18 protein-coding genes are annotated in these 23174 nt (G+C 53.5%); 11 read left to right on the forward strand and 7 right to left on the reverse strand.

What is annotated here, in order from left to right:
- Positions 1 to 366 precede the first annotated feature (366 nt).
- From VFA09_24840 to VFA09_24850, 3 genes are all read right to left on the reverse strand, one after another.
- The gene (locus VFA09_24840; protein ID HZU70523.1) at positions 367 to 1113 is read right to left on the reverse strand and encodes a DUF72 domain-containing protein; all 747 of its coding nucleotides are present in this window, start codon (positions 1111 to 1113) and stop codon (positions 367 to 369) included.
- 84 nt (positions 1114 to 1197) lie between these two features.
- Complete coding sequence (locus VFA09_24845) at positions 1198 to 2655, reverse strand: hypothetical protein (GenBank protein ID HZU70524.1); 1458 nt, start codon at positions 2653 to 2655, stop codon at positions 1198 to 1200.
- A gap of 218 nt (positions 2656 to 2873) precedes the next feature.
- Entirely contained in the window at positions 2874 to 4052 is a 1179-nt protein-coding gene (locus tag VFA09_24850; GenBank protein HZU70525.1) for a M24 family metallopeptidase, read from the reverse strand.
- 231 nt (positions 4053 to 4283) lie between these two features.
- On the opposite strand from VFA09_24850, the gene VFA09_24855 reads away from it, so the two are divergent.
- The 6 genes from VFA09_24855 to VFA09_24880 all read left to right on the forward strand — a co-directional run bounded on the left by VFA09_24855 (position 4284) and on the right by VFA09_24880 (position 9685).
- Complete coding sequence (locus VFA09_24855) at positions 4284 to 5438, forward strand: LCP family protein (protein ID HZU70526.1); 1155 nt, start codon at positions 4284 to 4286, stop codon at positions 5436 to 5438.
- A 103-nt stretch (positions 5439 to 5541) separates the two neighbouring features.
- The gene (locus VFA09_24860) at positions 5542 to 6999 is read left to right on the forward strand and encodes a serine/threonine-protein kinase (GenBank protein HZU70527.1); all 1458 of its coding nucleotides are present in this window, start codon (positions 5542 to 5544) and stop codon (positions 6997 to 6999) included.
- 85 nt (positions 7000 to 7084) lie between these two features.
- Entirely contained in the window at positions 7085 to 7996 is a 912-nt protein-coding gene (gene pgeF, locus VFA09_24865) for a peptidoglycan editing factor PgeF (protein ID HZU70528.1), read from the forward strand.
- Entirely contained in the window at positions 7993 to 8712 is a 720-nt protein-coding gene (locus VFA09_24870; GenBank protein HZU70529.1) for a YggS family pyridoxal phosphate-dependent enzyme, read from the forward strand. The genes pgeF and VFA09_24870 overlap by 4 nt, the downstream gene beginning before the upstream one ends.
- 187 nt (positions 8713 to 8899) lie before the next feature.
- The gene (locus VFA09_24875; protein ID HZU70530.1) at positions 8900 to 9394 is read left to right on the forward strand and encodes a DUF6391 domain-containing protein; all 495 of its coding nucleotides are present in this window, start codon (positions 8900 to 8902) and stop codon (positions 9392 to 9394) included.
- A gap of 6 nt (positions 9395 to 9400) precedes the next feature.
- Positions 9401 to 9685 carry a YggT family protein gene (locus tag VFA09_24880; GenBank protein ID HZU70531.1) on the forward strand — a complete coding sequence of 95 codons (285 nt, stop codon included), beginning with the start codon at positions 9401 to 9403 and terminating at the stop codon, positions 9683 to 9685.
- A 159-nt stretch (positions 9686 to 9844) separates the two neighbouring features.
- Here the strand turns inward: VFA09_24880 and VFA09_24885 are convergent, their stop codons facing one another.
- The 4 genes from VFA09_24885 to VFA09_24900 form a co-directional block, all read right to left on the reverse strand.
- Entirely contained in the window at positions 9845 to 12676 is a 2832-nt protein-coding gene (locus VFA09_24885) for a protein kinase (GenBank protein ID HZU70532.1), read from the reverse strand.
- Between the two features lie 521 nt (positions 12677 to 13197).
- Entirely contained in the window at positions 13198 to 13653 is a 456-nt protein-coding gene (locus VFA09_24890; GenBank protein HZU70533.1) for a hypothetical protein, read from the reverse strand.
- Between the two features lie 14 nt (positions 13654 to 13667).
- Positions 13668 to 13913, reverse strand: coding sequence for a hypothetical protein (locus VFA09_24895; protein HZU70534.1), 246 nt, complete (start codon positions 13911 to 13913; stop codon positions 13668 to 13670).
- A 225-nt stretch (positions 13914 to 14138) separates the two neighbouring features.
- Entirely contained in the window at positions 14139 to 16289 is a 2151-nt protein-coding gene (locus tag VFA09_24900; GenBank protein ID HZU70535.1) for an ATP-binding protein, read from the reverse strand.
- A gap of 514 nt (positions 16290 to 16803) precedes the next feature.
- Between VFA09_24900 and VFA09_24905 the strand changes: the two genes are divergently transcribed.
- The 5 genes from VFA09_24905 to VFA09_24925 all read left to right on the forward strand — a co-directional run bounded on the left by VFA09_24905 (position 16804) and on the right by VFA09_24925 (position 23099).
- Positions 16804 to 20253 (forward strand): RHS repeat-associated core domain-containing protein, encoded by a 3450-nt coding sequence (locus tag VFA09_24905; protein HZU70536.1) that lies wholly within the window; start codon positions 16804 to 16806, stop codon positions 20251 to 20253.
- Positions 20254 to 20543: 290 nt separating this feature from the next.
- A complete protein-coding gene (locus VFA09_24910) occupies positions 20544 to 21113 on the forward strand; it encodes a hypothetical protein (GenBank protein HZU70537.1) in 570 nt (189 codons plus the stop codon).
- Between the two features lie 251 nt (positions 21114 to 21364).
- Complete coding sequence (locus VFA09_24915) at positions 21365 to 22030, forward strand: RHS repeat-associated core domain-containing protein (protein HZU70538.1); 666 nt, start codon at positions 21365 to 21367, stop codon at positions 22028 to 22030.
- A gap of 192 nt (positions 22031 to 22222) precedes the next feature.
- Positions 22223 to 22693 carry a hypothetical protein gene (locus tag VFA09_24920; protein ID HZU70539.1) on the forward strand — a complete coding sequence of 157 codons (471 nt, stop codon included), beginning with the start codon at positions 22223 to 22225 and terminating at the stop codon, positions 22691 to 22693.
- A gap of 76 nt (positions 22694 to 22769) precedes the next feature.
- Positions 22770 to 23099, forward strand: coding sequence for a hypothetical protein (locus VFA09_24925; protein HZU70540.1), 330 nt, complete (start codon positions 22770 to 22772; stop codon positions 23097 to 23099).
- Positions 23100 to 23174 lie beyond the last annotated feature (75 nt).

Here is a 23174-nt window from a genome sequence, read left to right on the forward strand (position 1 = left end):
GGCATCTCTTTCGATTTCCCACAGTGCGAGAAAAGCTAACATCCGCTTAAAATCCGCTTAATATTGGAAGAGTATAATAACTTTACCGGCTATCATTATATATAGGAAAAGTGAGGCATCTCAATGAATGATGGATGCTTCTCGGTCAGAAAATGTTAGTATCTCTTCCTCAGAAAGGATTTTGAGCGATGTTTTGGCGTTCACTACTCAAAGCCGTTGTCGGGGCTATCATAAACGTGCTGCTAGATGCAGCTCTTGCGGTGCTCTTCGCAGCAATATGATGAGGTCGATTGAGTGCGAGGCCTTCTGGAGCCTGGATAAGTGTCAAGGCCGTGGTTCTGGTGATTGCCTATCAGCCCGGTCACTTCACCTGGGCAAAGGGCCGACCAACTCGCGCAGACGTAGAGCATCTTTAACAGCATGCCCATCTGGATCATTATTGAAATACACATATATCTCGCGTCCATCCCTGGCCTCCGCGCCGATACGCTTTGCCCAGAACGCAAGCTCGTCACCGGTTAACCCGACCCCGTGCGCTCCATTGTGGAAACGGATGTAGCTAAATGGGCCGGTAGAGGGTATAGTGAGTGGAGTTGGGAGAGAGCCGCCAACGGCGACGGCTAAGACACAACCGGCGTCTTCGAGTATTTTCCGCGTGATGGAGAGCGTTTCGGGTTCGAACCAGGTGGAATCGCGGAACTCGAAGGCGGCAAAGTACTCGCGTGGCAGCTGGGAGATGAATTCCGCGAGCCGCTGCGTATTGGCGTGCCAGTGTGGTGGCAGTTGATAAAGGAATGGGCCAGGTTGCTTGCCGAGTCCCTTGGCCGCGCTATAAAGGCGGTTGATGCCCTCTTCCGCATCTTTGAGCTTTTTCATATGTGTGAGGTAGCGGCTGGCTTTGACGGCGAAGAGAAAGCCGGGGTGGGACGCCGTTTGTTCGGCCCAGCTGTGAAACTGGTCATAGGTGGGCAGGCGGTAGAAACTGCGGTTGATCTCTACGGTTGGAAAGTGTTGGGCGTAGTAGGAAAGCCAGTTTTTTTCGGGCAGATCAGGTGGGTAGAAGCGTCCGACCCAATGCGGGTATACCCAGCCAGAGGTACCGATCCAGATCACAATGTTCTCCTGTAGCGGACGGAGCTAGTAAAATACCAGCATACCCGTGGGCATACTGGTATTTTACTAGCTCCGTCCGCTAAATCATTCTCCCTCTTCAGTAATCGAATAGGGTGGTTTTTCAATTGGCACGCGGTAGCCACGCGCCTGGTTGCTGCCAGGATTGGCCTGCTGAGTTTCCTGGGCGGGCGACATCAGGTCAGCGGTGATTGAGCGCACGAGGCGTTCGACGCGTTCCCAGCGCGCCGGATAGCGCTCAGCGTAGAACTTCTCTTTGCCCTCAATGTCGTAGATGTAGAAGGTGTAGTCCTGGTCCGCATAGCGATAATCCACCCTGGTGTAAGGGATGCGCACCAGTTCCAGCACCTGCAGGGTGGCACGTGATTGCGCCTGCGGGTTCGCGGCGGCATCGCCGGCAAGCTGGACGGCCACGCGCCAAACGTCTAAGGGAACGGCTTCCGGCGGCGCTTCGGGATACAGAGTGTCGTTCACCTCGGCATTGTAGACCAGGTCGCCGGTAGCTCTTTGCAGGTACTGTTCTGGTATGGCGCTGGAGCCGACCATCTGAGTTCGCACTCCCAGGTCGAAGCTGCGCAGGATGCTGCGCTGGCGCACAATCTTACCGGTTCCGCCACAATTCGAGCAAAGCTCGGTCTTTGCACCCTCGCAGGCGGGGCAGACACGCTTGCCGGTGCCACAGGTGCATTCGACCTCACCGTTGACGCAATCAGGGCATGGTACAGTGCGACCTTTCGTGGCCGGGTCGGTATCGACCGGGTTGGGAATTGGCACTCCTGAGTCGCGAATCCCTTCAAACAGGCTGGAGACCTTTTCGGTGACCGAACTGGTCAGATTGTCGGCCTGTTTCTGGAAGAATGGTTTCTTCTTTGCCTGGTACCAGTCGGCAACATAGCCACGACCATGACAGGTCGAGCAGCGTAACTTCGTGCGACCTTTGCAGTCGGGACAGACGATCCAGCCCCGCCCGGTGCAGGTTGCGCACAGCAGGCGCCCCGTGCTGTTACAGGCGGTACACGATATGACCTCGTCCAATCCCTCTATGCGGGTGCGCGTCTCCGGCGCTTTGAGACCCGTTACAGGGGGCAGTTCGTAATCCCATACCGGCAGCAAGGGTTGGGCTTTGCCTATTGGTCGGCCGGTATACGGCTCCGATATCACTTCCATTTTGCGCATTTCCCAGCGCGTCTGTACTGTGACCTCCCAGACCTCATCGTTGCTCCAGGAAAGAATATCCATATAAGTACCGAGGTCACGAGCCAGTTGCCAGTTGCCCAGGCTCCACGAATTGGCCAGCTGGCGAATGCGCTCCTCTTCAGTGCTGGTAGCCTGCCGCGGCTGTGGGGGTGTATTGCTTTGCTGCCAGTAGGTGCCCGCTTTATCTACAACACGTTTAAGGCGCTGCTGTGCCTCACTCGTGCCTTGAATAACCATGCGTCGAATTTCTTCGAGTCGTTTTTCGAAATCATCAGTGCCGGCCCCGTTTGCTTCTGGCGGCGGGCCCTGTTCCCATTCATCACCCATAATAAATGCCTCCCTAGATACCTGGTTAGTAGTGGACGCTGTGCAGCGCGCCCTTGCATATTGTGATCTTCAACAATATGTACGTTGAAAAAGGCCAGGGGTTGTAGAAGAAGGAAAATGGTTACGGTACTGCGACCCCGGGCCGGTGATGAAGCTTAACGGCCAAATTAGAGAATGCTTTCCGATTGTGATGGTAAAACTTCATCATCGGCCCCAGTTTATAACAGCGCAACGATTTCTTCCTGAACAGGTGTACCCGTCACCTCGGCATCGTGTTCGTGGACCAACAAATCAACCTCGCTGCGAATGCCGAACTCTGGCAGGTAGATGCCGGGTTCGATGGAGCAACACGTAGATGGGAGCAAGTAACGCTCATCCCGCGTCTCAAAATTGTCGATGTTGGCGCCGTTGCCGTGAACAGCCGTGTCGATGTTGTGGCCGGTGCGATGCACAAAGTAATCGCCATAGCCGGCCCCGGCAATGATGCCGCGCGCGACATCATCGACCTGGCAGCCCTGCACGCGCCTGCCCTGCTCCAATTGCTCGCGCACGAAATGGATGGCCGCGTCACGCGCCCGGCGCACTATGTCAAAAACCTCGAGCTGGCGTTGAGGGATTTCCTCGCGAGTGCCGGCAAAAGCCATCCAGGTGTAATCGGCATAGATAGCGCCCGGTTCCGGCAGGTGCGCCCAGAAATCAAAAAGTACCAGGTCACCATGCTGGATGGGGCTATGTTGCTCAATAGTCGGCCCATAATGAGGATTGCTGATATTGGCATTGACGGCTACGTGTGCGTCGGCCCCGGCCAGTCCCAGGTCGGCGATCAATGCCAGGAAACGCTGTTGTATGCTGTACTCATTCATCTCCACCCCCGCGCGCAGGTTTTCGGTTATCTCCGAGAAAAGCGCGTCTTTAGCGGCAATCAGGCGTTGCCCGGCTACCCGGTGGCTCTCTACCTGCGCGGGAGTAAGCTGGGCAATGAAACGCTGCGCGATATTGGCGGAACTGACCACCTCTACGCTGTAGGAACGCACCAGTTCCAGCGTCCCTCCATCCACGCGCGACATATAAGGAATGGCGTTCATGGGAGAGTACTGCATTGCCACGCGCATGCCGGGGGATAAGATGGATTTCAAGTGTGCGTGGATGTCCTGCCATGTAGCAAATATGCGCCGCTCTCCCGGCAGCGACCCTAACACGTGTGATTCGACCGCGCTGATGATCGCGGTTGGCGTGCCATTGGCAGGAATAAAATAGAACCAGCGTCGCGAATAAAATGCGTCGGCGGGCAGCGACAACACTGTGTAGGCGATGGGGTCTGATTTGCGAAAATCGTAAAAAAGCCAGCCATCCAGCCCCTCGTCTCGCAGGGCCTGCTGTATTTGTTCAAGGTTCATCTGTGTGAATCCTTCCTTCCTTTCATTCATGAAGTATATGGCCTATTCTATCACGTCATTATGCGCGAGATTTGCTCAATGATAGGGTGTTGAGAACTTTCCCGGCGTGCTGTACGTTTGATATTGCGTAAGTGAAAATATATTCTACTTGAGATACCTGGTGAATTTTGACAACCGAATGGGGGAATAAATTTCATTACCGTCACCTTAGCTATTTGAGGAACTTCAGCGATGGATGAACCAACCCGGCCCTTAAGACCTGAGCAACGTATGCCAGGCAATGCAGGCTCACAGCCTCCGGCCAGAAAGGCGCGCAGGGGCTGTTCAAGGCGCTTGCGTATTCTGCTCTATACATTTCTGGTGCTGACCCTGTTGATGTGTGGTCTCTTCGTCTATGCGTATGCTTACTTTCAAAACAATATCAACCAGCCGATCCAACATTTCATCCATGCCGTCAGCCGTAGTAACGATGAGCCTCCGGTAAATGGAGTCGCCCTTACTGACCGGCCCTGGAATATGCTGTTGCTGGGCAGCGATAATGATAGCAAATATAACTTCCCCGCTCTGCTGACCCAGGTGATGATGGTTGTGCATGTTGATCCGGCCAGCAACAGCGTCTACATGGTTTCGATCCCGCGCGATTCATGGGTCTATGTGCCTGAGGTTGGCGGTATGCATAAAATCGACCAGGCTTTCTTCCTGGGAGCCGCGCCGCATAGTAGCTTTGACGATGGTGTGCGCCTGGCACGCCTGACGGTTGAGAAAGATTATGGCATTGCGATTGATCGCTATGCCTGGGTGGGGCTGGACGGTTTTGCCAGCGTCATCGATACGCTGGGCGGAGTAGATGTTGATGTAACGCATCCCATCCTCGATGATAACTATCCCGACGATACATCGGGCAAGGGTGACCCTTATGGGTTGAAACGCCTCTATATCGTGCCGGGTCCGCAGCACATGAACGGGCAGCAGGCGCTGGCATATGTGCGTTCTCGCCATGCCGACCTGGTTGGTGATATCGGGCGCACCGAGCGCCAGCAGGAGGTGCTGACGGCGCTTAAGAAGAAGCTGGATGCATCGAATGTCCTCAGTCATCTCACCCAGATTCTCGCGGACTTGAAAGGCAAGGTCTATACCGATCTGAGCGAGCAGGAAATGATCTCTGTCGCCAATTTTGGGCGTTCGCTTCCCAATTCCGCGATTAAGCGCATTACGCTGGGACCCGGCACCGGCAGCCAGGATTTCGGCGCATATGCCACGGTCTACGATCCATCGGCAGGAGGGAATCAGGATGTGATCATTCCCCACTGCTCAACTATCCAGCCAGTAATCAATGCTATCTTCGATCTGGGGAATGCGCAGAGTTGCAATGTGAATGGATCGTGAGTAGAAGAAGCCAGTTGACAGGCCCAGCAACATTGCCTACAATGGTTACATCTAACCCAATAGTATGAGAACAGCATCCCAACTGTAATGTAAGGGGTATAGGATGGTAGACCATGGAGAACGCGAGGGACAGCGGCTCGGTAACTATCGCCTGACGCGTCTGCTAGGGAGAGGGGGATTTGCTGAAGTTTACGCCGGTGAGCATATTCACCTTGGGACTCAGGCGGCTATTAAAGTATTGAAAGCCAGACTGACAAGCGAACAGATAGAGCCGTTTCGCAACGAGGCGCGCACTATTGCGCACTTGAGGCATCGTCATATTATCCGGGTTCTGGACTTTGATGTCGATGACGGTGTTCCTTTCCTCGTTATGGACTATGCTACGAATGGTACACTCCGCCAGCGTTACCCACCGGGAATATGTCTGACACCTGCTGATATCCTTCCGTTTGTCAAGCAAGCGGCTGTCGCACTGGATTATGCTCACTCGCGAAAACTAATCCATCGCGATGTCAAGCCTGAGAATCTGCTATTAGATGCCGACAATGAGCTTTTACTCAGTGATTTTGGCATCGCGGTGATTGCGCACACTTCGAGTTCTGGAGATATCCAGGATCAGGCCGGTACCATACCCTACATGGCACCCGAACAAATCCGAGGCAGACCACGCATAGCCAGCGATCAATACTCCCTTGGAGTAGTGGTCTACGAGTGGCTTACGGGTAGCAGGCCTTTCACAGGGACAGTTGCCGAGATCATTACGCAAATCCTTACCGTACCTCCTCAACCTCTGCGTAAGAAAAATCCGGCCATCTCTGGCTCTCTGGAGCAAGTAGTAGAGCGGGCGCTGGCTAAAGATGCTCATCAGCGATTTACCAGCGTGCTGGAATTTGCGCAGGCTTTCGAAGCCACTATAGAACCAGGACGAATCACTCAATCCACCTCTTTGCCTGCCAGCATGCGGCTGTCTCCTTCAACTGCAACAGGCACCAATACATCCGAGGCTACGCCTCCACAGCAGAACAAAAAAACAGATCAGCAGCGGGTCAAAGAGCAATTGCTGGCTGAGGGAAATGCTCATGCTATGAACGGCAACTATCAAGAAGCAATTCGGGCCTACGACCGCGCTATTGCCCTTGATCCCAATGATGCCGCAGCCTACAACGCTCGTGGTATCGCCCACTATGCCCTTAAGCAGTTCCAGGCAGCCATTGCCGACTTTGAGCAGGCCATCACCCTCGACTCTATGTACCAACTCGCCTATCAGAACTTCAACCTCGCATATTCCGCCCTCAAAGAGCAATATTTAGATGAGGGTAATGGCCTTTATAATGCAGGTGAATACCAGCAGGCCATTGCTGCTTATGACCGGGCTATCGCTCTTGATCCGCAAGATGCCAGAGCCTTCAATTTCCGTGGAAGTGCCTACTTTGCTCTCAGACAGTTCTCACAAGCGATCGCAGACTTTAAGCAGGCCATTGCACTTCAGTCTGACTACGCCATTGCCCATCAGAACTGCAATCTTGCTTACTCTGCTCTTAAGAGCAGTAAGGTTCGGTAGGATTATAACCCTGTCTGCCTACTATTCCCTCTACACTGTGTTACAATATGCTCAAAGGAGCAGTATTTATAGCAGGGGAGCAAAATTGATCGCACAACAGCAGGGCCGGGTGCAATATGTGCAGTTCGGCCATTTTCTTCAGTTTCCGAACCTCGTTCATGGTATTTTCACACGCCTGGGAGGGTGTAGCGAAGCGCCTTTCTGGGGATTGAATGTTTCATTTACAACTGGCGATAATATTGAACATGTGAAGCGTAATCGTTTGCTGGCGCTCTCGGCCCTTCAATTAGACGCCTATCCCTGCGCCTCATTATGGCTGGTGCATGGAGCCGAGGTTGTGGTGGTCGATGAGCAGCCCTGGGAATGGCGCTTCGACCAGCCTTTTGTGACGCTGGCGGAAGAGCAAAAGGTTTTGCTGAGGACGGCGCATCCACGCTGGAAGGCCGATGCTTTTATTACGCGCAGGCGCGATATCTCGCTGGCAATAGCCTCAGCTGATTGCGTGCCTGTAATGCTTTATGATCCTGTGCAGGAGGCGATTGGCCTGGTACACGCTGGCTGGCGGGGTACCGCGCGCGGTATTGCCGCCATTACCGTCGATGCGATGCGCGAGCAGTTCGGCAGCCGGCCAGAGCATATCTACGCGGGCATCGGCCCATCCATTGGGCCATGTTGCTACGAGATTTCTGAAGAGGTGCAGGGATACTTCCTGAGCAGGATCGAGTTCGATTTGCAGCCAACGGCGGTAGAGTATCGCAACCTGGTACGAGAGTCAGCCGTATTTGCTATAAAGGAACATGCTCACCGGAGGAGTTTGATGCTGGATTTGTGGGAGACGAACCGTAACCAGTTGCTTATGGCGGGCCTGTTGCCTGAACACATCGAATTGCCGGGCATCTGCACCAGCTGCGAAAAAGACCGTTTTTACTCGCATCGCGCCGAACATGGCAAGGCCGGGCGCTTCCCATCAATCATCGCCTTGAGGGATGCAGCATGAGTACGCAATCAACGATCACACTTGAACAGCTTACTTCAAATGTAGCGCAGGTGCATTCCGCGATGGCCGAAGCTGCTCAGAGGGTAGGGCGCATGCCCGAAGAGGTCACGCTGGTAGCAGTTTCAAAAACCGTCCCGCTGGAACTTGTGCGCATGGCGTATAATTTGGGAGTAAGAAATTTTGGTGAGAATCGTGTGCAAGACGCGGTGCCGAAGATCGCCGAATTTCATCCACCGGATGCGCGCTGGCACATGATCGGCCACCTGCAAACCAATAAGGCAGGCAAGGTAGTTGGGCAATTTTATTGCGTGCAGAGCGTGGATAGCCTGCACCTGGCGCAAACGTTGAACCGGCACGCAGGAGAACATGGGGTACGTCTTCCCATCCTGCTCCAGGTCAATGTTTCGGGCGAGTCCAGCAAAGAGGGCATGTCACCAGCTGAAACACCGGAGATGGCCCGTCAAATTCTGATGCTGCCGAACCTGGAAGTGCAGGGCTTGATGACCATCGCGCCGCTGGTTCAGGACCCGGAAGAGGTGCGCCCGGTTTTTCGCGGGTTGCGCGTCCTGCGCGATCAACTGCGAAGCCTGCTTCCGCAGAGCGCGTGGCAGCATCTCTCGATGGGCATGACCGACGACTATCGTATTGCAATTGAAGAGGGCGCTACCATCGTCCGTATAGGCCGGGCAATCTTTGGCGAGCGTGTTTACAAATGACCTTGATACTTGCATCGGGGCTTTGCCCATGCGCGAATGACCTTGATATCTCTATCGCGATTTCGCCCGTGCGCGAATGCCTTTGATATCTCTATCGCGGCGAAGCCGCGTAGGGGCCGGTTTACCGTACACACCGCCGATTTATCGGCCAGTGTAACAGCCCATAATAAAGAGAAAGCTTTAAACCATGAAACCTGAAGATATCCTGTTTGGCCGTCGCATTCGCCAGAACCATGCTCTGGAACATGCCACCATAACCGTGTTGAGCCGCATGGTGCCGGACCTGCGCGTCAGCGCCCGTTCCAGTTCAACCGGCTTTATCATTTTCGGCGATGTCGATCTTGGGCAACTGCGCCGCGCTGTGGATGAGGCGCTGGCTCGCCTGCAGGCCGGCGAAGCGGAGCTTGCCATCCATCCAAACTGCGGTACCAATCTTGTCGTTGGCATGTCGGTCGTCACCATTGGCACGCTGCTCGGCATGACCTCCAGCCGCGCTCGCACGCGCATCGCCTCCACTGCCGCCTCCTCTCTGGCCGGATATGCAGCGGCTCGACCGCTGGGCGAATACGTGCAGAGGCATTTCACCACGCTACCGGACCTTAAAGGAGTGCGCGTGACGGAGATCTTCCGCCGCAAAGTCCTCGGATTTACCATCGTCGAGGTACGTACCGTTCAGGAGTAAAAAGATATGTTAGGTGTGCCACCGGATCATGGCATTATATACGCAATCATCGAATATGGCATCTATGTGCTCATTTTCGCACTGCTTGTACGCGTCGTTGCCTCGTGGTTTCGCATTGATGAACGCTATGCTATTATTCGTTTCCTGGCCAAACTGACCGATCCATTTATCAGGCCTATTCGCCGTCTCGTGGGGTCGGTAGGTGTGATTGATTTCTCATTTCTGATCGCCTGGTTTTTGCTGCTTACGATACAAATCCTACTGCTGCAGGCACTGCCCGCGGGCTGGTAGACAGGCAGACAAGATATGCGCCTGAGCGTGCGCGTCATTCCGCGCAGCAAGAAGAATACACTGGAATAGGATCGGGGGATACTGAAGGCAAGGTTAACGGCGGCCCCGGTGGATGGAGCCGCTAATGAAGCCTTGATCGCCCTCGTCCCTTTTATTCTCTTATCCCTGCACTAAAAAGGTTCCCGCTGCCACGGCGCTTTCCATGTGGATAAAGCCGCCTTGAGCCACGTACAGGATAAGGACGACCTTATTGATGGGATTACCATCTGTCCCAAAAGCGATCTGCCCGCTTACCCCCTGGAAAGCATTCGGCCCATTGATTTGCGAAAGCGCCTGCTGCAAGCCTGCCGGCGTGATTTTCGAATTTGACCCTTTCTGCAGGATATTGGCGCTGGCATGCAGAATTGCCAGCATCGCGTCATAGGAGAGCATGACATCATTGTCTGCCCGCGTGTAGCCGTAGGGACTGCCGGTAATCGTCCGACCTTTCGGATTGAAGTACAGCGGATATTCCTGGAAGAACACAGGTTTCTGCGCCGTCAATTTCAGCACATCCCATTCATCAGGATAGGCAAACGAGGTGAAGCGCAGGCGATCAAAGCCCGCGTGTGCTGTAGGCGGATAACCTCCCAATTCATAGAGCGCATCTCCCCCAAGTATCTGCAAGGTAGCGAATGGTCCCGAAGTGGGTAGATTTTGCAGCAGGACTGCCACATCGTTGGAATAGCCGGAAAAGTAGATCAGGTCGGGATTATGGCTCAGCGCATTGTTTAAAAGTGAGGGTAAATTACCCGTCTGACCTACGGTATAGTCCTCGGTAACTACGATGTTGTTGCCATCAGCTGTGAACTGCTTGCTAAAATCCGCTGCTAGCGTGCTGCTATACGGGTCATCAGGATCGACAAAGAGAGCGACATTCTTCGCGTGCAACTTTGTCTCGGCATAGTGAGCGCCCACCACGCCTTCGACACTATTAGGAGGCGCGACGCGGAAGAAGTAGGGCGATACATTTGTAAGCGAATCGGCGGACGCGGTTTGCGATACCATCGGGATATGCGCCGCGCTCAGTATTTTGACCGCCTCACTTGTGCGAGAACTGAACGGCCAGCCCATGACCCCTACAATGGTAGGATCTGATTGAGCCGCTTTCACAATTTGCTGTGCGACGAGAGTTGCATAGGCTGTCTGATTGCCTGAGTTCGCGATCAGCAGGCGCACCAGCGTACCACCGAGCTTCACCCCGTCATTGTATTCTTTTTGCGCTACATAGGCTCCCTGGAGATCATCGCGTCCCACACCGACATTATCTCCTGAAATCATGGTGCCAATGATGATGGTAATATGGGGGCTTCCTCCGCTGAGAACGCGTTGATCTTCAAGGTAGATCAAACTTTCAGCATCGCTTGTATCATTATTGACTTCCTGCTGCCACAGAGCCATGGCATCAGCAATATCACCGTTCCGGTAGTCGGCAGCCGCCTGCACTTTATATGAGCCAAAACCACTTGGCCTTTGGGTGTCGAAAGCGACGCTGCCGTCACTGATGCCAATGATTTCACCATCGGGCGCTTTGAACCCCCCAATGCCGTTGGCCGGGGGGGTGTTGCTAATCCCTGGCGTCGGGGTCGGTGTAGTACCCGAAGTTATGTTTGTTCCTCGACCGCGCACAAAGTACAGCGCGGCATAGGCGGCCAGGGCAATCAGGAAGATGATCAGGACGAATATCAGAAAGTTGCGCCCGAAGTGGTTGCTGCGCTGCTGCCTCAACTGGGGTGGTGGCGGATAGTTGCTGATCGGCGCAGGCGAATATGCTTGGGATTGATGCACTGGTGGTACCGGCGTTAAAGGCGCGGGTTGCGGGCGCTGTGGCGATCTGGCCTGCGCAGGCTGGTTTGCGACGCCGGCAGTTCCAACAGCCGCAATCGGCCCGGATGTTCCCAGCGTGTAGCTGCTAATATTTCCCGAAACGCCGAAGCGCTTGTACAGAATATCATCAATATCGCGTTTCATGGCGGTCGCGCTCTGGTAGCGCTGCGTGATGTCGTTATTGAGGGCGCGCGAGAGGACGCGCTCGGTTTCCGGCGATATCTGTGGGTTCAACGTGCGCGCCGGTGGGTAGGAAAAGGGCGCGTAATCACGTGGGTCGCGGTTGGTCAGGATGTGATGCAGTGTAGCGCCAAGCGCGTACAGATCGGAACGCGGGTCCGCGTTGCCTTGATATTGTTCGGGCGGCGCGTAGCCGGGCGTGCCGAGCGCTGAGGTCTGCTTGCGCCTGGCATTGCGCGCGGCATCGGCGCGCGCAATGCCAAAATCGACCAGGTGCGCTCTTTTATCTTTCGAACTGATGATGATATTGGCGGGCTTGATGTCGCGGTGGACGACGGGCGGCGTTTGTTGAGCCAGGTATTCAAGGACATCCAGCACCTGGGAAGCATAACTGAGCGCCTCGCGCTCCGGTACCGGCTTCTTGAGACGCTCCAGGCGTTGTTCCAGGTTTTCCCCATCCACGTATTCCTGCACCATGAAGTAGTGCGAGCCTTCCTGGAAGCTGTCGGTGACATTAGGGATCAAGGGATGATCGAGGTGAGCCAGCGTGGTCACTTCGCGTTTGAAATTGCGCTCATCTTCTTTAAATTTGGCCGGGTCGCTGTTATCGGAGATGAGTTCTTTGATGACAACCGGCTTATTGTCCAGGCGTTTATCGGTCGCGACCATGGCAGCGCCCATACCGCCTTCGCCCAGAATCTTCGTAATGACGTAGCGGCCACCTTGTAGAGGGGTTCCAATAGTGAGCGCGCGAGAAGTGCCCTGCGCGCCGCTGGCGGTTCCACCGACGGTGACAGTACCGGCAGTGAGCGGGCCGGACTGTTTCAAAGCCATGCCGCAATTGGCGCAGAAATCCGCGTCGGGGCGATTTTGATATCTACAATTGGGACATTCCATTGCTTTGCCCTCTCCAATATCGGGATTGAGACACATTTGTGGGGCCATCAAAGTATGGGACGCACCTGCCCCCTTTGTCTCAGCAGATTACAGGATTATACCTTGTTTCTTCATAAGAGTCGAGCGTTTTGCATGCATTCAGAAGCGCGTTAAGGATAGACATACTGTTGCATCCGCTCCTTACACATGTAATATACGCAAAGCAAAGGCAAAAGTTCAGCGGAGACAGTAGATGGACGGAGAGGGTAGAGGGAACGTACTGAGTGATCCTGGTCGTGTCATTCTGAGGGAAATAAGCCGAAGCCCTGCGGAACGAAAGGGAAGAATCTCTCTCGCCACTGTGTCATTGCGAACCCCGTCGTGTCATTCTGAGCGCAGCGAAGAATCCCAGCGCGACAGGGCACGGATTCTTCGCTGCGCTCAGAATGACATGGTGAGACTGTTCTGCTTCTCGGTTTACCGATTTCGGTCGTGAAAGCCCATTATCGGCCTATGCGCGCTGATCTCGTAAGGGCGTACCACGTGCTGGATGAATCCGCACTCTACTGGTCGCCCGTCTCGTATCCCGGTTAGAGATGCTGGCAGCGCAGCGAGATGATACCGGGGGCGAAATGATTTGCTTTCTGCAAGTATTCTTGCTCGTTTGCCTCGATCATCAGCTTGTGCATAACCACCACATCGCCATCAGGCAGCGGCTCCGCAGGTTGCAGGCAAAGCTCCATCACCGCACAGCCGCGCTCGTAGACCTTCACCAGTCCACCAGAACCGGGGATGCGGTACACGCGATTGTCTATGGTTGGACTTGAGACTTCCAGATATCCAAACTTGATCAGTTGCTGGTACTGGTTCTCTGAAAGCATTTCCCGCAGCAGCGCCTTGGCTCGACTTTCAGCCGAGAGATGCTCGCTTACCGACTCGCGAAATCGCCCCACGCGCCCATCAGGTGTCTGCGAGAGATAGTAGATTGCCAGGAGCAGGAACAGCAGCCAGATACCAAGAAACAGGCTAAGTGTTTGTAGCATCATATCGATTGAATTCCTTAGCCTCCTACCACCCGAGGTACCATCACAATCTGCTCGGCAGTGCGGTCGAACTTCTCAATACGCTCTACAGTTTTACCTGGCTCTACCTTAAAGGCAGTAGCTCCACGCGCGCGCTCCTCATTGAAGATGCGCTCAGCTTCTCGGATAGCCGCTACGGCTTCTGGATCGTGCGATTCGACCTTGCTCAGATCCCATTCGACTCGCTCGTCGCCGCGACGGGACATCACCCGCAGCATACCCATGGTCTAACTCCTTCTTCTGTACGAGCTTGAAGCTCATCCATCGAGTACAACCCCTGCCTTTGTTTGTTCCTCCCTCTCCACCCACCCACCTGCACAATGGGGATAGAATCAGCATAGCATGCATTACCCAAAAGAGTCAAGGGCAACGGCCAGGAAAAATGAGAAAGGAACAGGTCATAGTAGGGGCGCACCCTTGAGGTCGCCCTTTCTTTCCATGCCCCAGGCTTATGAGAGCAGACCAGGCAGCGTAAATTTAAACACGCTTCCTTGCCCCGGCGCGCTTTCGACCATCACCTGCCCGTCGTGCAACTCCACAATCATCTTCACAATCGCAAGTCCCAGTCCCTGGCCGCCTGAACGACCAGTCTCGCTCGGAAGGGCCTGGTAGAAGCGTTCAAAAATGCGCTGCTGGTGTTCGGGCGCAATGCCGTAGCCTGTGTCGCGAACCTCTACCTCCACCACTTTTTCCTGCTCCTCCGGTGAGTCTGGAGATGTCCTGGAAATAACACGTGCCGCGATGGTCACAATCCCTCCCTGTGGCGTAAAGCGCAGCGAGTTGCTTAAGAGGTTGCGCAACACCTGCTGAATGCGAACCGGGTCGGCATAGATAGAGGGAAAGTCATGGGCAATATCGACCTCGATGTTGATCGCATTGTCTTTGGCCATCAGCTCGAGTTCTTCCACGGCATTGGCCACGATTTCTCGAATGCTCGTCAATTCGCGGTTCAAACGCATTTGCCCAGCATCCGCGCGCGAGACGAGTAACAGGTCTTCGACAAGCGCATAGAGGTGTTCGCTGCCCGCCCGCGCGCGCTGCAAGAAATCACGCTGCTGCTCATTCAGTTCGCCCGCGATACCCGTCAGGGTAAGATCGAGGTAGCCGTTGATGGCATTGAGCGGCGAACGCAGCTCGTGCGTAATCATCGACAAGAAGTTGGCTTTCATGCGCGTCGCATCGCGAATAGCCGTCACATCACGCGCTATCATCAGGCAGAACGATCTGCCGGTGCTGGCAATGGGCGTGACGCTCAGTCCCAGCGAACGTGACGTTCCCGAAATTGCCAGGTCAACCTCGATGTAGGACAGGGCGCGCTGTTCCTGGATGGCGCGCTGGATCATACATTTCTCGCGGCTTACTTCGCACGTATTCTCGTCGTCGCAGCCCAGCAGTTCCAGGCATTCCATACCCACGATTTGCTCCGGCTCCATGCCAAAGATGCGGCCAAAAGCGGCATTCACTTCCAGAAAACATCCGTTGTCACCGATGATGGCGATACCGTCTGAGCTTTCCGCCACGATGGCGCGCAGTTGCTCCTGGTCGCTGCGCACGCGATGAAACAGTTCCACATTTTCGAGCGCCGCCGCCGCCATATTACTGAAATTGCGTACCAGCCGCAGTTCTTCGCTCGTGAAAGCCTGTGGCCTGCGCAACAGAATCACGCCATACAGGATGTTCTTGGAGACGAAAGGCGCCGCCAGTTCCGCGCAATCAAAGCTGACTGGGAGTGCGGCGCTTTCATCAGGCAAGAATTTGACCGGGGCATGCAACATGGGATGGCGGTGTTCGGCGGCCCATGAAGCTAATGAAGTTTCCGTCGGCACGCTGATTTTTTCACGCGCCACGTCTCCAATCGTGACAATAAAGCTACATTCAGTGCTGCCGTTATCGCCGGCGTCCTCGACGACCAGAAGCTCGGCGGACGGAAGCAGTTCCTGGGTGCGCTCCGAGAACCGGTACATGATGACCTGCCGGCAGGGAGCCAGCCGCTGGGCGTCAACCAGGATCGTCCGGTACAGGTCATCGGCTTCTAGCCGGGTGGTGATGCTGCGCGAAAGGTCCAGCAGCATCTCGAGCTGGTTGGCCTGGCGCTGGGCTAATTCAGCCTGGCGAGCATTGGTGATGGCAAGCACGGCCTGCTGGGCGAAGATCGTCAGCATGTGCAGCTTTTTCTGGCTAAAAGCATTGATTTCGCGACTGCTAACGGTCAGCGTGCCGATGAAATTATCTCTATCGATTAAAGGCACGCACACCATCGAGCCAACAGGAACGCGCCCCAAACGTTTGAAACGCGAATCGAGTCTCACATCGTTGATGATCAGCGCTTCGCGATGCTCTGCCACCCAACCTGCCACCCCCTCACTCATATGAAAACGAGTCCGGCGCGGTTTGCGTCCATGCTGCAAGGCGGCGAGTGTTACCAGCGAGGTTCCCGTCGCATCTAGCAATGCCACCGAACAGTTGCTTACCCCCAGGATAGCGCCCGCGTTCTGTACGATTTTTTGCAAAACATCGACCATTTCCTGTGATTCACCTTCAATAGAAGTGGCGCCATCGCGAACCTGGCGCTCATAAAGGGAAGAGATGTGAGCAGTCATGAGCTTCCTTCCACCATTTGATCTGCGCTACATAGCTATTGGACATTCTTCATTACATTGCGTCGTTTTTATTCTTATTCGGCATAGAGAGCAGAATCTGAAATCAACAGGGCCAAATATAAAGCAGTATTGGGGTAAGTATAGCATTGTCGATGAAGTGGCGGGGAAAGGGTAAGTAAGATGGGCTATTACGATTCTTGGGTAGATTTTCTACGGTCGAGACCGTAGAAAATCGGAGCAAAAATTCGGTCTAAAGAGTAGAAAATATACTCATAAAAGGCATGACAACAGGCCGGGCTATTGGGTATGCTACGAGAGGTGATGTCGAACGTATGTTCTGGTGGGGAACAGGAAACTTCTTTCCGGCGTTCGCGTCACCCCTTATTCACCTGTATAGCCATATGCTCTGGAGCGCGTCCTCGTAGTGATTCCACCTTTTGCATCTGACCTGGCAGGCAGGCAGGTCTGGTTCCTGATGACTTGCTGTCTTGTTTGAGAGAAATGGAGCCTTTGCATGTTCTCAACTGTTCCTGATTCGCGTTCCTCTGTTCCTCGTAGCTTCGGATATCGTATGTTTGCATACGCCTGGCGCCTGTTGTTCGCCAGCCTGATGCTGTGTACCTTTGTGATTGGCAGTTGGAGTACGCTGGTGCCCGTGGCATCTGCTGCGTCTTTCGCATCTCAGATTGCTGCCGCAGCCGTGAAGAGTATGCCGCCGCGTCGAGTCCAACCGCGTGCGAGTTCCATCGCTGCCTGCCCGACCCTTTCCAGCACCCCGAAAATTTCAGGGTCGGTGAACGGCTTCGGTGACCTCGGCTTCTACAAGTTCTACAAACAGACCTTAAACGACCGCACCACGCTCAAGGTCAATGTGGCCAACGGCAACCTGGTGCTGGAGTCCAACGACTTCCACATCCATGGGACGGGTATCGACCTCGATCTCACCGCGACCTTCAACGGCTTGCCCAATGCGCCGACGAGTACGCTCGGTACCAAGTGGAACCTCAGCGTTGGCAACGGCGTCTCCCTCACCTACAACCAGGATGGCTCCGTCACGCTGACCGGCTCTAGCGGCTTCTCAGCGACCTACTTGAAGAATACCGGCAGTTATGGTGGCTTTGATGAGCCGGCCGGCCTGGATGCCACGCTGCTGCAGAGCAGCATCAACGGAGCCTCCTACGTGCTAGTCGAGCAGAAAACCGGTGAATGCTTTGGCTTTAACCAGCAGGGCAGCACCGGCCAGGAGATCTTCGACGAGGACAAAAACACCAACCTCATCAGCTTTGGCTATAACAACAATGGCCTCTTGAACAGCATCACTGATACACAAGGCCGCTCCATCAGCCTGGTCTACGACAACAATGGTCGTATCAAAACGATGACCGATTCGACCGGTCGCGTCGTGCAGTACAACTACACCGATGGCAACAATAATCTCAACAGCATCGTGGATACCAACGGCAAGACCACCTCGTTCGTCTACAATGGGCATGATCTGACCAGCATCACCGATCCCATGAGCAATGTCACCACCCTCACCTACACCTCAGGTGACCAGGTGCAGACCATCACCGATGCCACCGGAGAGACCACGACATTTAATTACTACAGTGGCTCCGATTCGCATTGCGTGAACCTTAATCCCCATCATTACCCTTGCACCACCGTCTCGCAGCCGCTCACCCCCACGCTGGTCGAAACCACTACCTATGACTACAATGGCTTGCTGGTCCAGGATGTGGTGGATGCCAACGGCCATAAAGCGTCCAACAGCTACTGGTCGGATGCCAATGTGCATGTCTACACCGATCCACTTGGCAATACCAGCACCTTCAATTACGACGATGGCAACACCAATAACCTGCAATCCGTCCTCGATGGCAATGGCGCGCAGACCAGCCTGACGTATGGCACCAATGGCTCCTGCCAATCCAGCAGCCTCTACTATCCCACCGGCTCGTCTGATCCGCAGGGCAACTCGATGTGCTATACCTACGATACGAGCGGCAATGTGATGCAGGTGCAGGATAACACGCCGGGCGGTACCAACGCCACCGTCAAATATACCTACAACCCGGACGATGATAGCAACATGCAGGGCCGGGGTACGCTGGCCACTGCCACCGATGCCGACGGCAACAAGACCAGCTACACCTATGACCAGTATGGCAATCTCAAGCTGATCACGTCGCCCAGTCCCTTAGGGCAGGAAAGCGTGCAGGTCGATCCGCTCAGCCGGGTGCATATCGTGACCGACGGCGATGGCAACACCGCCACCTTCACCTACGATCCGCTGGATCGCATTACCGAAATCGACTACGTCAATGGCTCGAAGACGGCCACCATCAGCTACAAGTATGATGACAACGGCAATGTCCTCAAAGTCATCGACAACACCGGCACCACCACCTTCAAGTACGATGGCGACAACCGTCTCAAGCAGAAGACGCTGCCCGATGGTACGACCATCGTGACGAGCTACGACCCGGTGGGCAACCTGAAGACCTACACCGATGGGCGCGGCACCGTCACCTATAGCTACACGCTGGTCAACCTGGTGCAGACCATCAGCGAGCCGGACAACAGTCAAACCAGCTTCAGCTATTACAACAACAACCAGCGCCAGACGGAAACGCTGCCCAACGGCGTGGTGATCAACTATGCCTACGATAAGGCCGGTCACCTGACCAGCATCGTGGCGCAACTGAACGGCACGGCGCTGACCAGCTACCAGTATTCGTACAAAAATCCGAATACCGGAGCGATGTCGAACCTGCTCCAAACGGAAGACCTGCTCGACCCGCTCAAGCAAAATAATACCTATCATCGGGTATACAGCTATGACTCCCTGAGCCGTCTAACGCAGGCCAACGTCTATTATCCGCCCAATTCACAAACACTGGTGGAGCAATGGACCTATGGCTATGATGCGGCGGGCAATCGCACCTCTTCCACACGGTTGTCGAATCATGAAAGTATCGCCTACCACTACGATTACGGAGCCAATGAACTGTCCTCGATGGTGGTCAATGGCACGCAGACGACGACCTACAGCTACGATGCCGATGGCAACCTGATGGCGTCTACACCAGGGCAGTCCTATACGTATAATATAAAGAACCAAACAACCGCTATTGGCAGCGACAACTACACCTACAGTGGGGCGACACAGGACGAGCGTGTGCAGATCAACAGTACCAGCTATGTCTACAGTCTGCTCGGACTGAGCAGCCAGACCGATTCATCGGGAACGACCTACTACACGCGGTGCAGTTGTAGCCAGTTATTGGATGAGGTCAAGCCCGATGGCAGCAAGTACTATTACCTGTTCGATGGCTTAGGGTCGGTGATTGGCATGACCAATAGCAGTGGCAGCCTGGTCAACTTTTACGATTATGACCCGTATGGACAAATCCTGGGCCAGATGGAGCAGAATGGGCTGAATAATCCCTGGAAGTATGTCAGCGGCTTCAGCGAGGCAGATACGGGCCTGACCAAGTTCGGCACACGCTATGATGATCCCAATCTGGGCCGGTGGACGCAGCAGGACCCGGTGGTGGGTGCTGTGGGTGATCTGAATGGGAGTAATCGGTATGTGTATGCCGGGGATAACCCGGTCAATAATGTCGACCCGAGCGGAATGATTGTAGGAAACTGTGGTAGTGCTACTATAGGTATCACTAGTTGGCCAGTCGGAATCGGCCAAGTTAGTTTGTACATTACGCTTATCTCAAGCATCGCACCTATATCCTGGTGGGGTGGTACGCTCTTTATCACCGGGATAGGAAATACTATGTTCATCCCTGTTGGCCGCAGTAATGTGAATAGCTTTGTAGCTACTGCTAGCTTCTTTGGTTATCCTCTCGGTTTAGGAGTGTTCAGCTTTCTCTTCCTTGGGCTAGCGGGACTCACAAATGGTCAGCTCTGTGCTGCTATTGCTACTAATGCTATCGTCAACCTGTAGTGAGAGTATTACTTGAGGTAATAGCTCTACAAGGACTAGATAGTATCTAGGAGGATATTCCGAAGACCCACTGAATCAAAAGGCGGCTACTCAGAGAGTAGCCGCCCGTACTAATTTCATAAAAATATTTAGAACATGAAAAAGAAAGTGTAAGCCACTTAGAAAAAGTCCTTGAAGGTATGTAATAAGAGAAAAAGTTTACAGACTTTTGTGTTAAATTAACAAATGAAAAACATGCGTTTTCTCTTTCAATGAGCAGATTTGTTTCGTTAGACAAAAGAAAGGCTATAGTGATGAACCCAGATCTTGGCAGCAGCGATGCAACGGAAGCGATTCGAGAATGGCTCAAATGGTTTGACGTACAAAGTCCTTTTCCATCGCTTGATCTTGCAACGCTCCACTATCTGAAGGCCCGAGAGGTGCCACCCTATCAGGTACAGTATGTAGCAGTACAGGATAGCAGTGGACACAATTGGCGTAGCACGTTTCTTCTCGAACAATTGGAAGGACGATGGTTCGTCAAGATGCACAGTGCTGGCTACGAAAGCAGCTACGAAGAACCATCTGAGTTGCAAAACCGTCCCTGGGTGCGTCTAGAAACCCTGTTTCTTGGTCAGGAATTTTATGCGGTTGGGGAAGTCTTTGAGAAAGAGGTTGCTCTTGCTGGTGTGCGTTTGTTTGACGCAGCAGACTTCTTGCTCGAAGATACGGTTCAGCAGGGTCTCGTCTTCTTCTATGCCCAACGGCAGCCAACCACCCCGCCCCTTCGACTTGAACTTTATGATGAGCAAGGGATTCTGATCAGTCGGCAGACAGAAACATTGGACCTCTTTCCCTCTGTTGAAGAAGAGAACAGCTAGGCCGTGAACTGCATCAAAAGCGTTGATGCGCAGAACGGAAAGATTTTCCACAATGTGGCACCAAATTTAGTCCAGGGTTTTAAATGACTCAGGATCTACAAGCCGTTTAAGAGAGTGTTGGAAAAGCTCCTTTCGTCTGCACTCTTAGTTATTGCTCTGCACTCCCCATGCCCGCCATAAGCCATCTGAGGAAACCCTGTAGATATTGACTCATAAGTAACACCACCTACTACACCCGTTGTAGCTGTGGCATGCTGGTCAACGAGCGGTTGCCAGGAGGCAATAAATACTACTACCTCTTCGATGGCCTGGGATCCATTGTCGGCCTGACCGCTAGCACCGGCGGCGAGCCCAACAACTACGACTATGATCCCTACGGTGTGATCCTCAATGAAACGACCAACCAGCCCAATCCGTTCCAGTATGCAGGAGGCTACTTTGAGAAGAACACGGGCCTGGTCAAGTTCGGCACGCGCTATTACAATCCAGAGTTGGGCCGCTGGACGCAGCAAGACCCGGTGGGCAGTAGTGTGTTCGATCTCAATGGGAGCAACCGGTACGTCTATGCAGGGGATGATCCGGTCAATTTAACGGACACGAGTGGCAAAGTTGAGGTCATTACCGAGTATGGTATAGGATTTTTTGGCATTCTTATCCCTACTGGATACGACATAATTTTCTCGAGTACGGACCTTGCATCACTGGAAGGTCCAGGTGGTGACTATATTAAAGAGGTCCTTGGTGCTGCCTTAAGTGGTGCGGGTGTACCCGGCATAGTTAAGGACCTCATTTTGGCCCTTGTAAATTTCGAAATACTTGATCTGGTCATCTTTAGCAACATTTTCTGTGGAGGAAATGGTGTCACAATCTATGTGTCAATCCTTTTCTCTCCCATTCCGACTTTAAGGTGCCCCTAACAGAGAAGGAAGTGTTGCTGCACAGTGTTCGAGGAATGAATAACTCCTTATTCGTTCCTCGAACACCTGGTGATGCATGTTTGCCCAATTCTTTGAGGATGAGCGGCAGCCATAAATTGCATCTTTTGGCAAAGATTACGTCATATTGTTTGAGAGTAGAAAGATATCGGGAAATAGAAAGGGCTACATCTCATGGCAATTCAATCAAGCGCGATGATTCATCGGCCCATTGAGGGCATCTTTAATTGTGTCGCGAACGTAGCGTTCATTCAGCAATTGATCAGCCTTTCCTCGTTAGAGAAAAATGCACATGTTCCTATAATACGTCAGATAACCGACGATCCTATGGGTGTAGGAACGAAGTTCGTACAGAATAATGAAGCGGGAAGCCATCCTTTTGAAATAACGATAGAGGTTACCGAGTATAAGCGGCCTCTGGTTTTTGCTCTTGAAATAACAAGAGGAACGAGCATATCAAGAATAAAGTGGGTATTTCAGCCAGTCTCCGAAGGAACAATGGTTGCCCTGAAGTTTGGACCGAAACAACAAATTGGGTTGGTGAGCGTTTTGAGAAATATTGGTTTCATTACTGCTCCGAAATCGAGGAATCTCCCACCTGCATATGCGCAACTGCTGAGGGAGTATCTAGAAGAACGATGTTAGCAACCGTGAGTGTGTGTACTAAGTACGATTATATTGCTTTCGCGGCATAAGGTATACTCTGGGGCAGGAGGAAGCCATGAGAGCATTACAGATGCCAGAACTAACGAAAGAACAGCTCAACGAGTTAGCAAACATGTATCGATCCACAAAAGACGTAAGGATACGCACTCGTGCCCAAAAGGTGCTGCTAGCCTGTAAGCAGCACCTGGCCCCTCCGTGTATTGCAGGGATTGTCCGCTGTAGGCAGTTATTGGACGAGGTCAAGCCCGATGGCAGCAAGTACTATTACCTGTTCGATGGCTTAGGATCAGTGATTGGCATGACCAATAGCAGCGGCACCCTGGTCAACTTTTACGATTATGAAGGGGGTATATTATTAGATCGATTTGCACCTATACGCGAATAGTTACAATGGATCATCTTCCTGCTTTTTCTGGTAGTGTCATCCTCAATGAACCTGCTCTGGCGATAGTAGCAACGG

The organism is Ktedonobacteraceae bacterium (genome assembly GCA_035653615.1).
GTDB lineage: Bacteria > Chloroflexota > Ktedonobacteria > Ktedonobacterales > Ktedonobacteraceae > DASRBN01.

Excerpts from the sequence above, each read along its gene's own strand:
- VFA09_24845 (HZU70524.1), bottom strand. The coding sequence starts at position 2,655 with ATGGGTGATGAATGGGAACAGGGCCCGCCGCCAGAAGCAAACGGGGCC.
- VFA09_24850 (HZU70525.1), bottom strand. The coding sequence starts at position 4,052 with ATGAACCTTGAACAAATACAGCAGGCCCTGCGAGACGAGGGGCTGGAT.
- VFA09_24855 (HZU70526.1), top strand. The coding sequence starts at position 4,284 with ATGGATGAACCAACCCGGCCCTTAAGACCTGAGCAACGTATGCCAGGC.
- VFA09_24860 (HZU70527.1), top strand. The coding sequence starts at position 5,542 with ATGGTAGACCATGGAGAACGCGAGGGACAGCGGCTCGGTAACTATCGC.
- VFA09_24870 (HZU70529.1), top strand. The coding sequence starts at position 7,993 with ATGAGTACGCAATCAACGATCACACTTGAACAGCTTACTTCAAATGTA.
- VFA09_24875 (HZU70530.1), top strand. The coding sequence starts at position 8,900 with ATGAAACCTGAAGATATCCTGTTTGGCCGTCGCATTCGCCAGAACCAT.
- VFA09_24880 (HZU70531.1), top strand. The coding sequence starts at position 9,401 with ATGTTAGGTGTGCCACCGGATCATGGCATTATATACGCAATCATCGAA.
- VFA09_24885 (HZU70532.1), bottom strand. The coding sequence starts at position 12,676 with ATGGCCCCACAAATGTGTCTCAATCCCGATATTGGAGAGGGCAAAGCA.
- VFA09_24890 (HZU70533.1), bottom strand. The coding sequence starts at position 13,653 with ATGATGCTACAAACACTTAGCCTGTTTCTTGGTATCTGGCTGCTGTTC.
- VFA09_24895 (HZU70534.1), bottom strand. The coding sequence starts at position 13,913 with ATGGGTATGCTGCGGGTGATGTCCCGTCGCGGCGACGAGCGAGTCGAA.
- VFA09_24900 (HZU70535.1), bottom strand. The coding sequence starts at position 16,289 with ATGACTGCTCACATCTCTTCCCTTTATGAGCGCCAGGTTCGCGATGGC.
- VFA09_24905 (HZU70536.1), top strand. The coding sequence starts at position 16,804 with ATGTTCTCAACTGTTCCTGATTCGCGTTCCTCTGTTCCTCGTAGCTTC.
- VFA09_24915 (HZU70538.1), top strand. The coding sequence starts at position 21,365 with ATGCTGGTCAACGAGCGGTTGCCAGGAGGCAATAAATACTACTACCTC.
- VFA09_24920 (HZU70539.1), top strand. The coding sequence starts at position 22,223 with ATGGCAATTCAATCAAGCGCGATGATTCATCGGCCCATTGAGGGCATC.
- VFA09_24925 (HZU70540.1), top strand. The coding sequence starts at position 22,770 with ATGAGAGCATTACAGATGCCAGAACTAACGAAAGAACAGCTCAACGAG.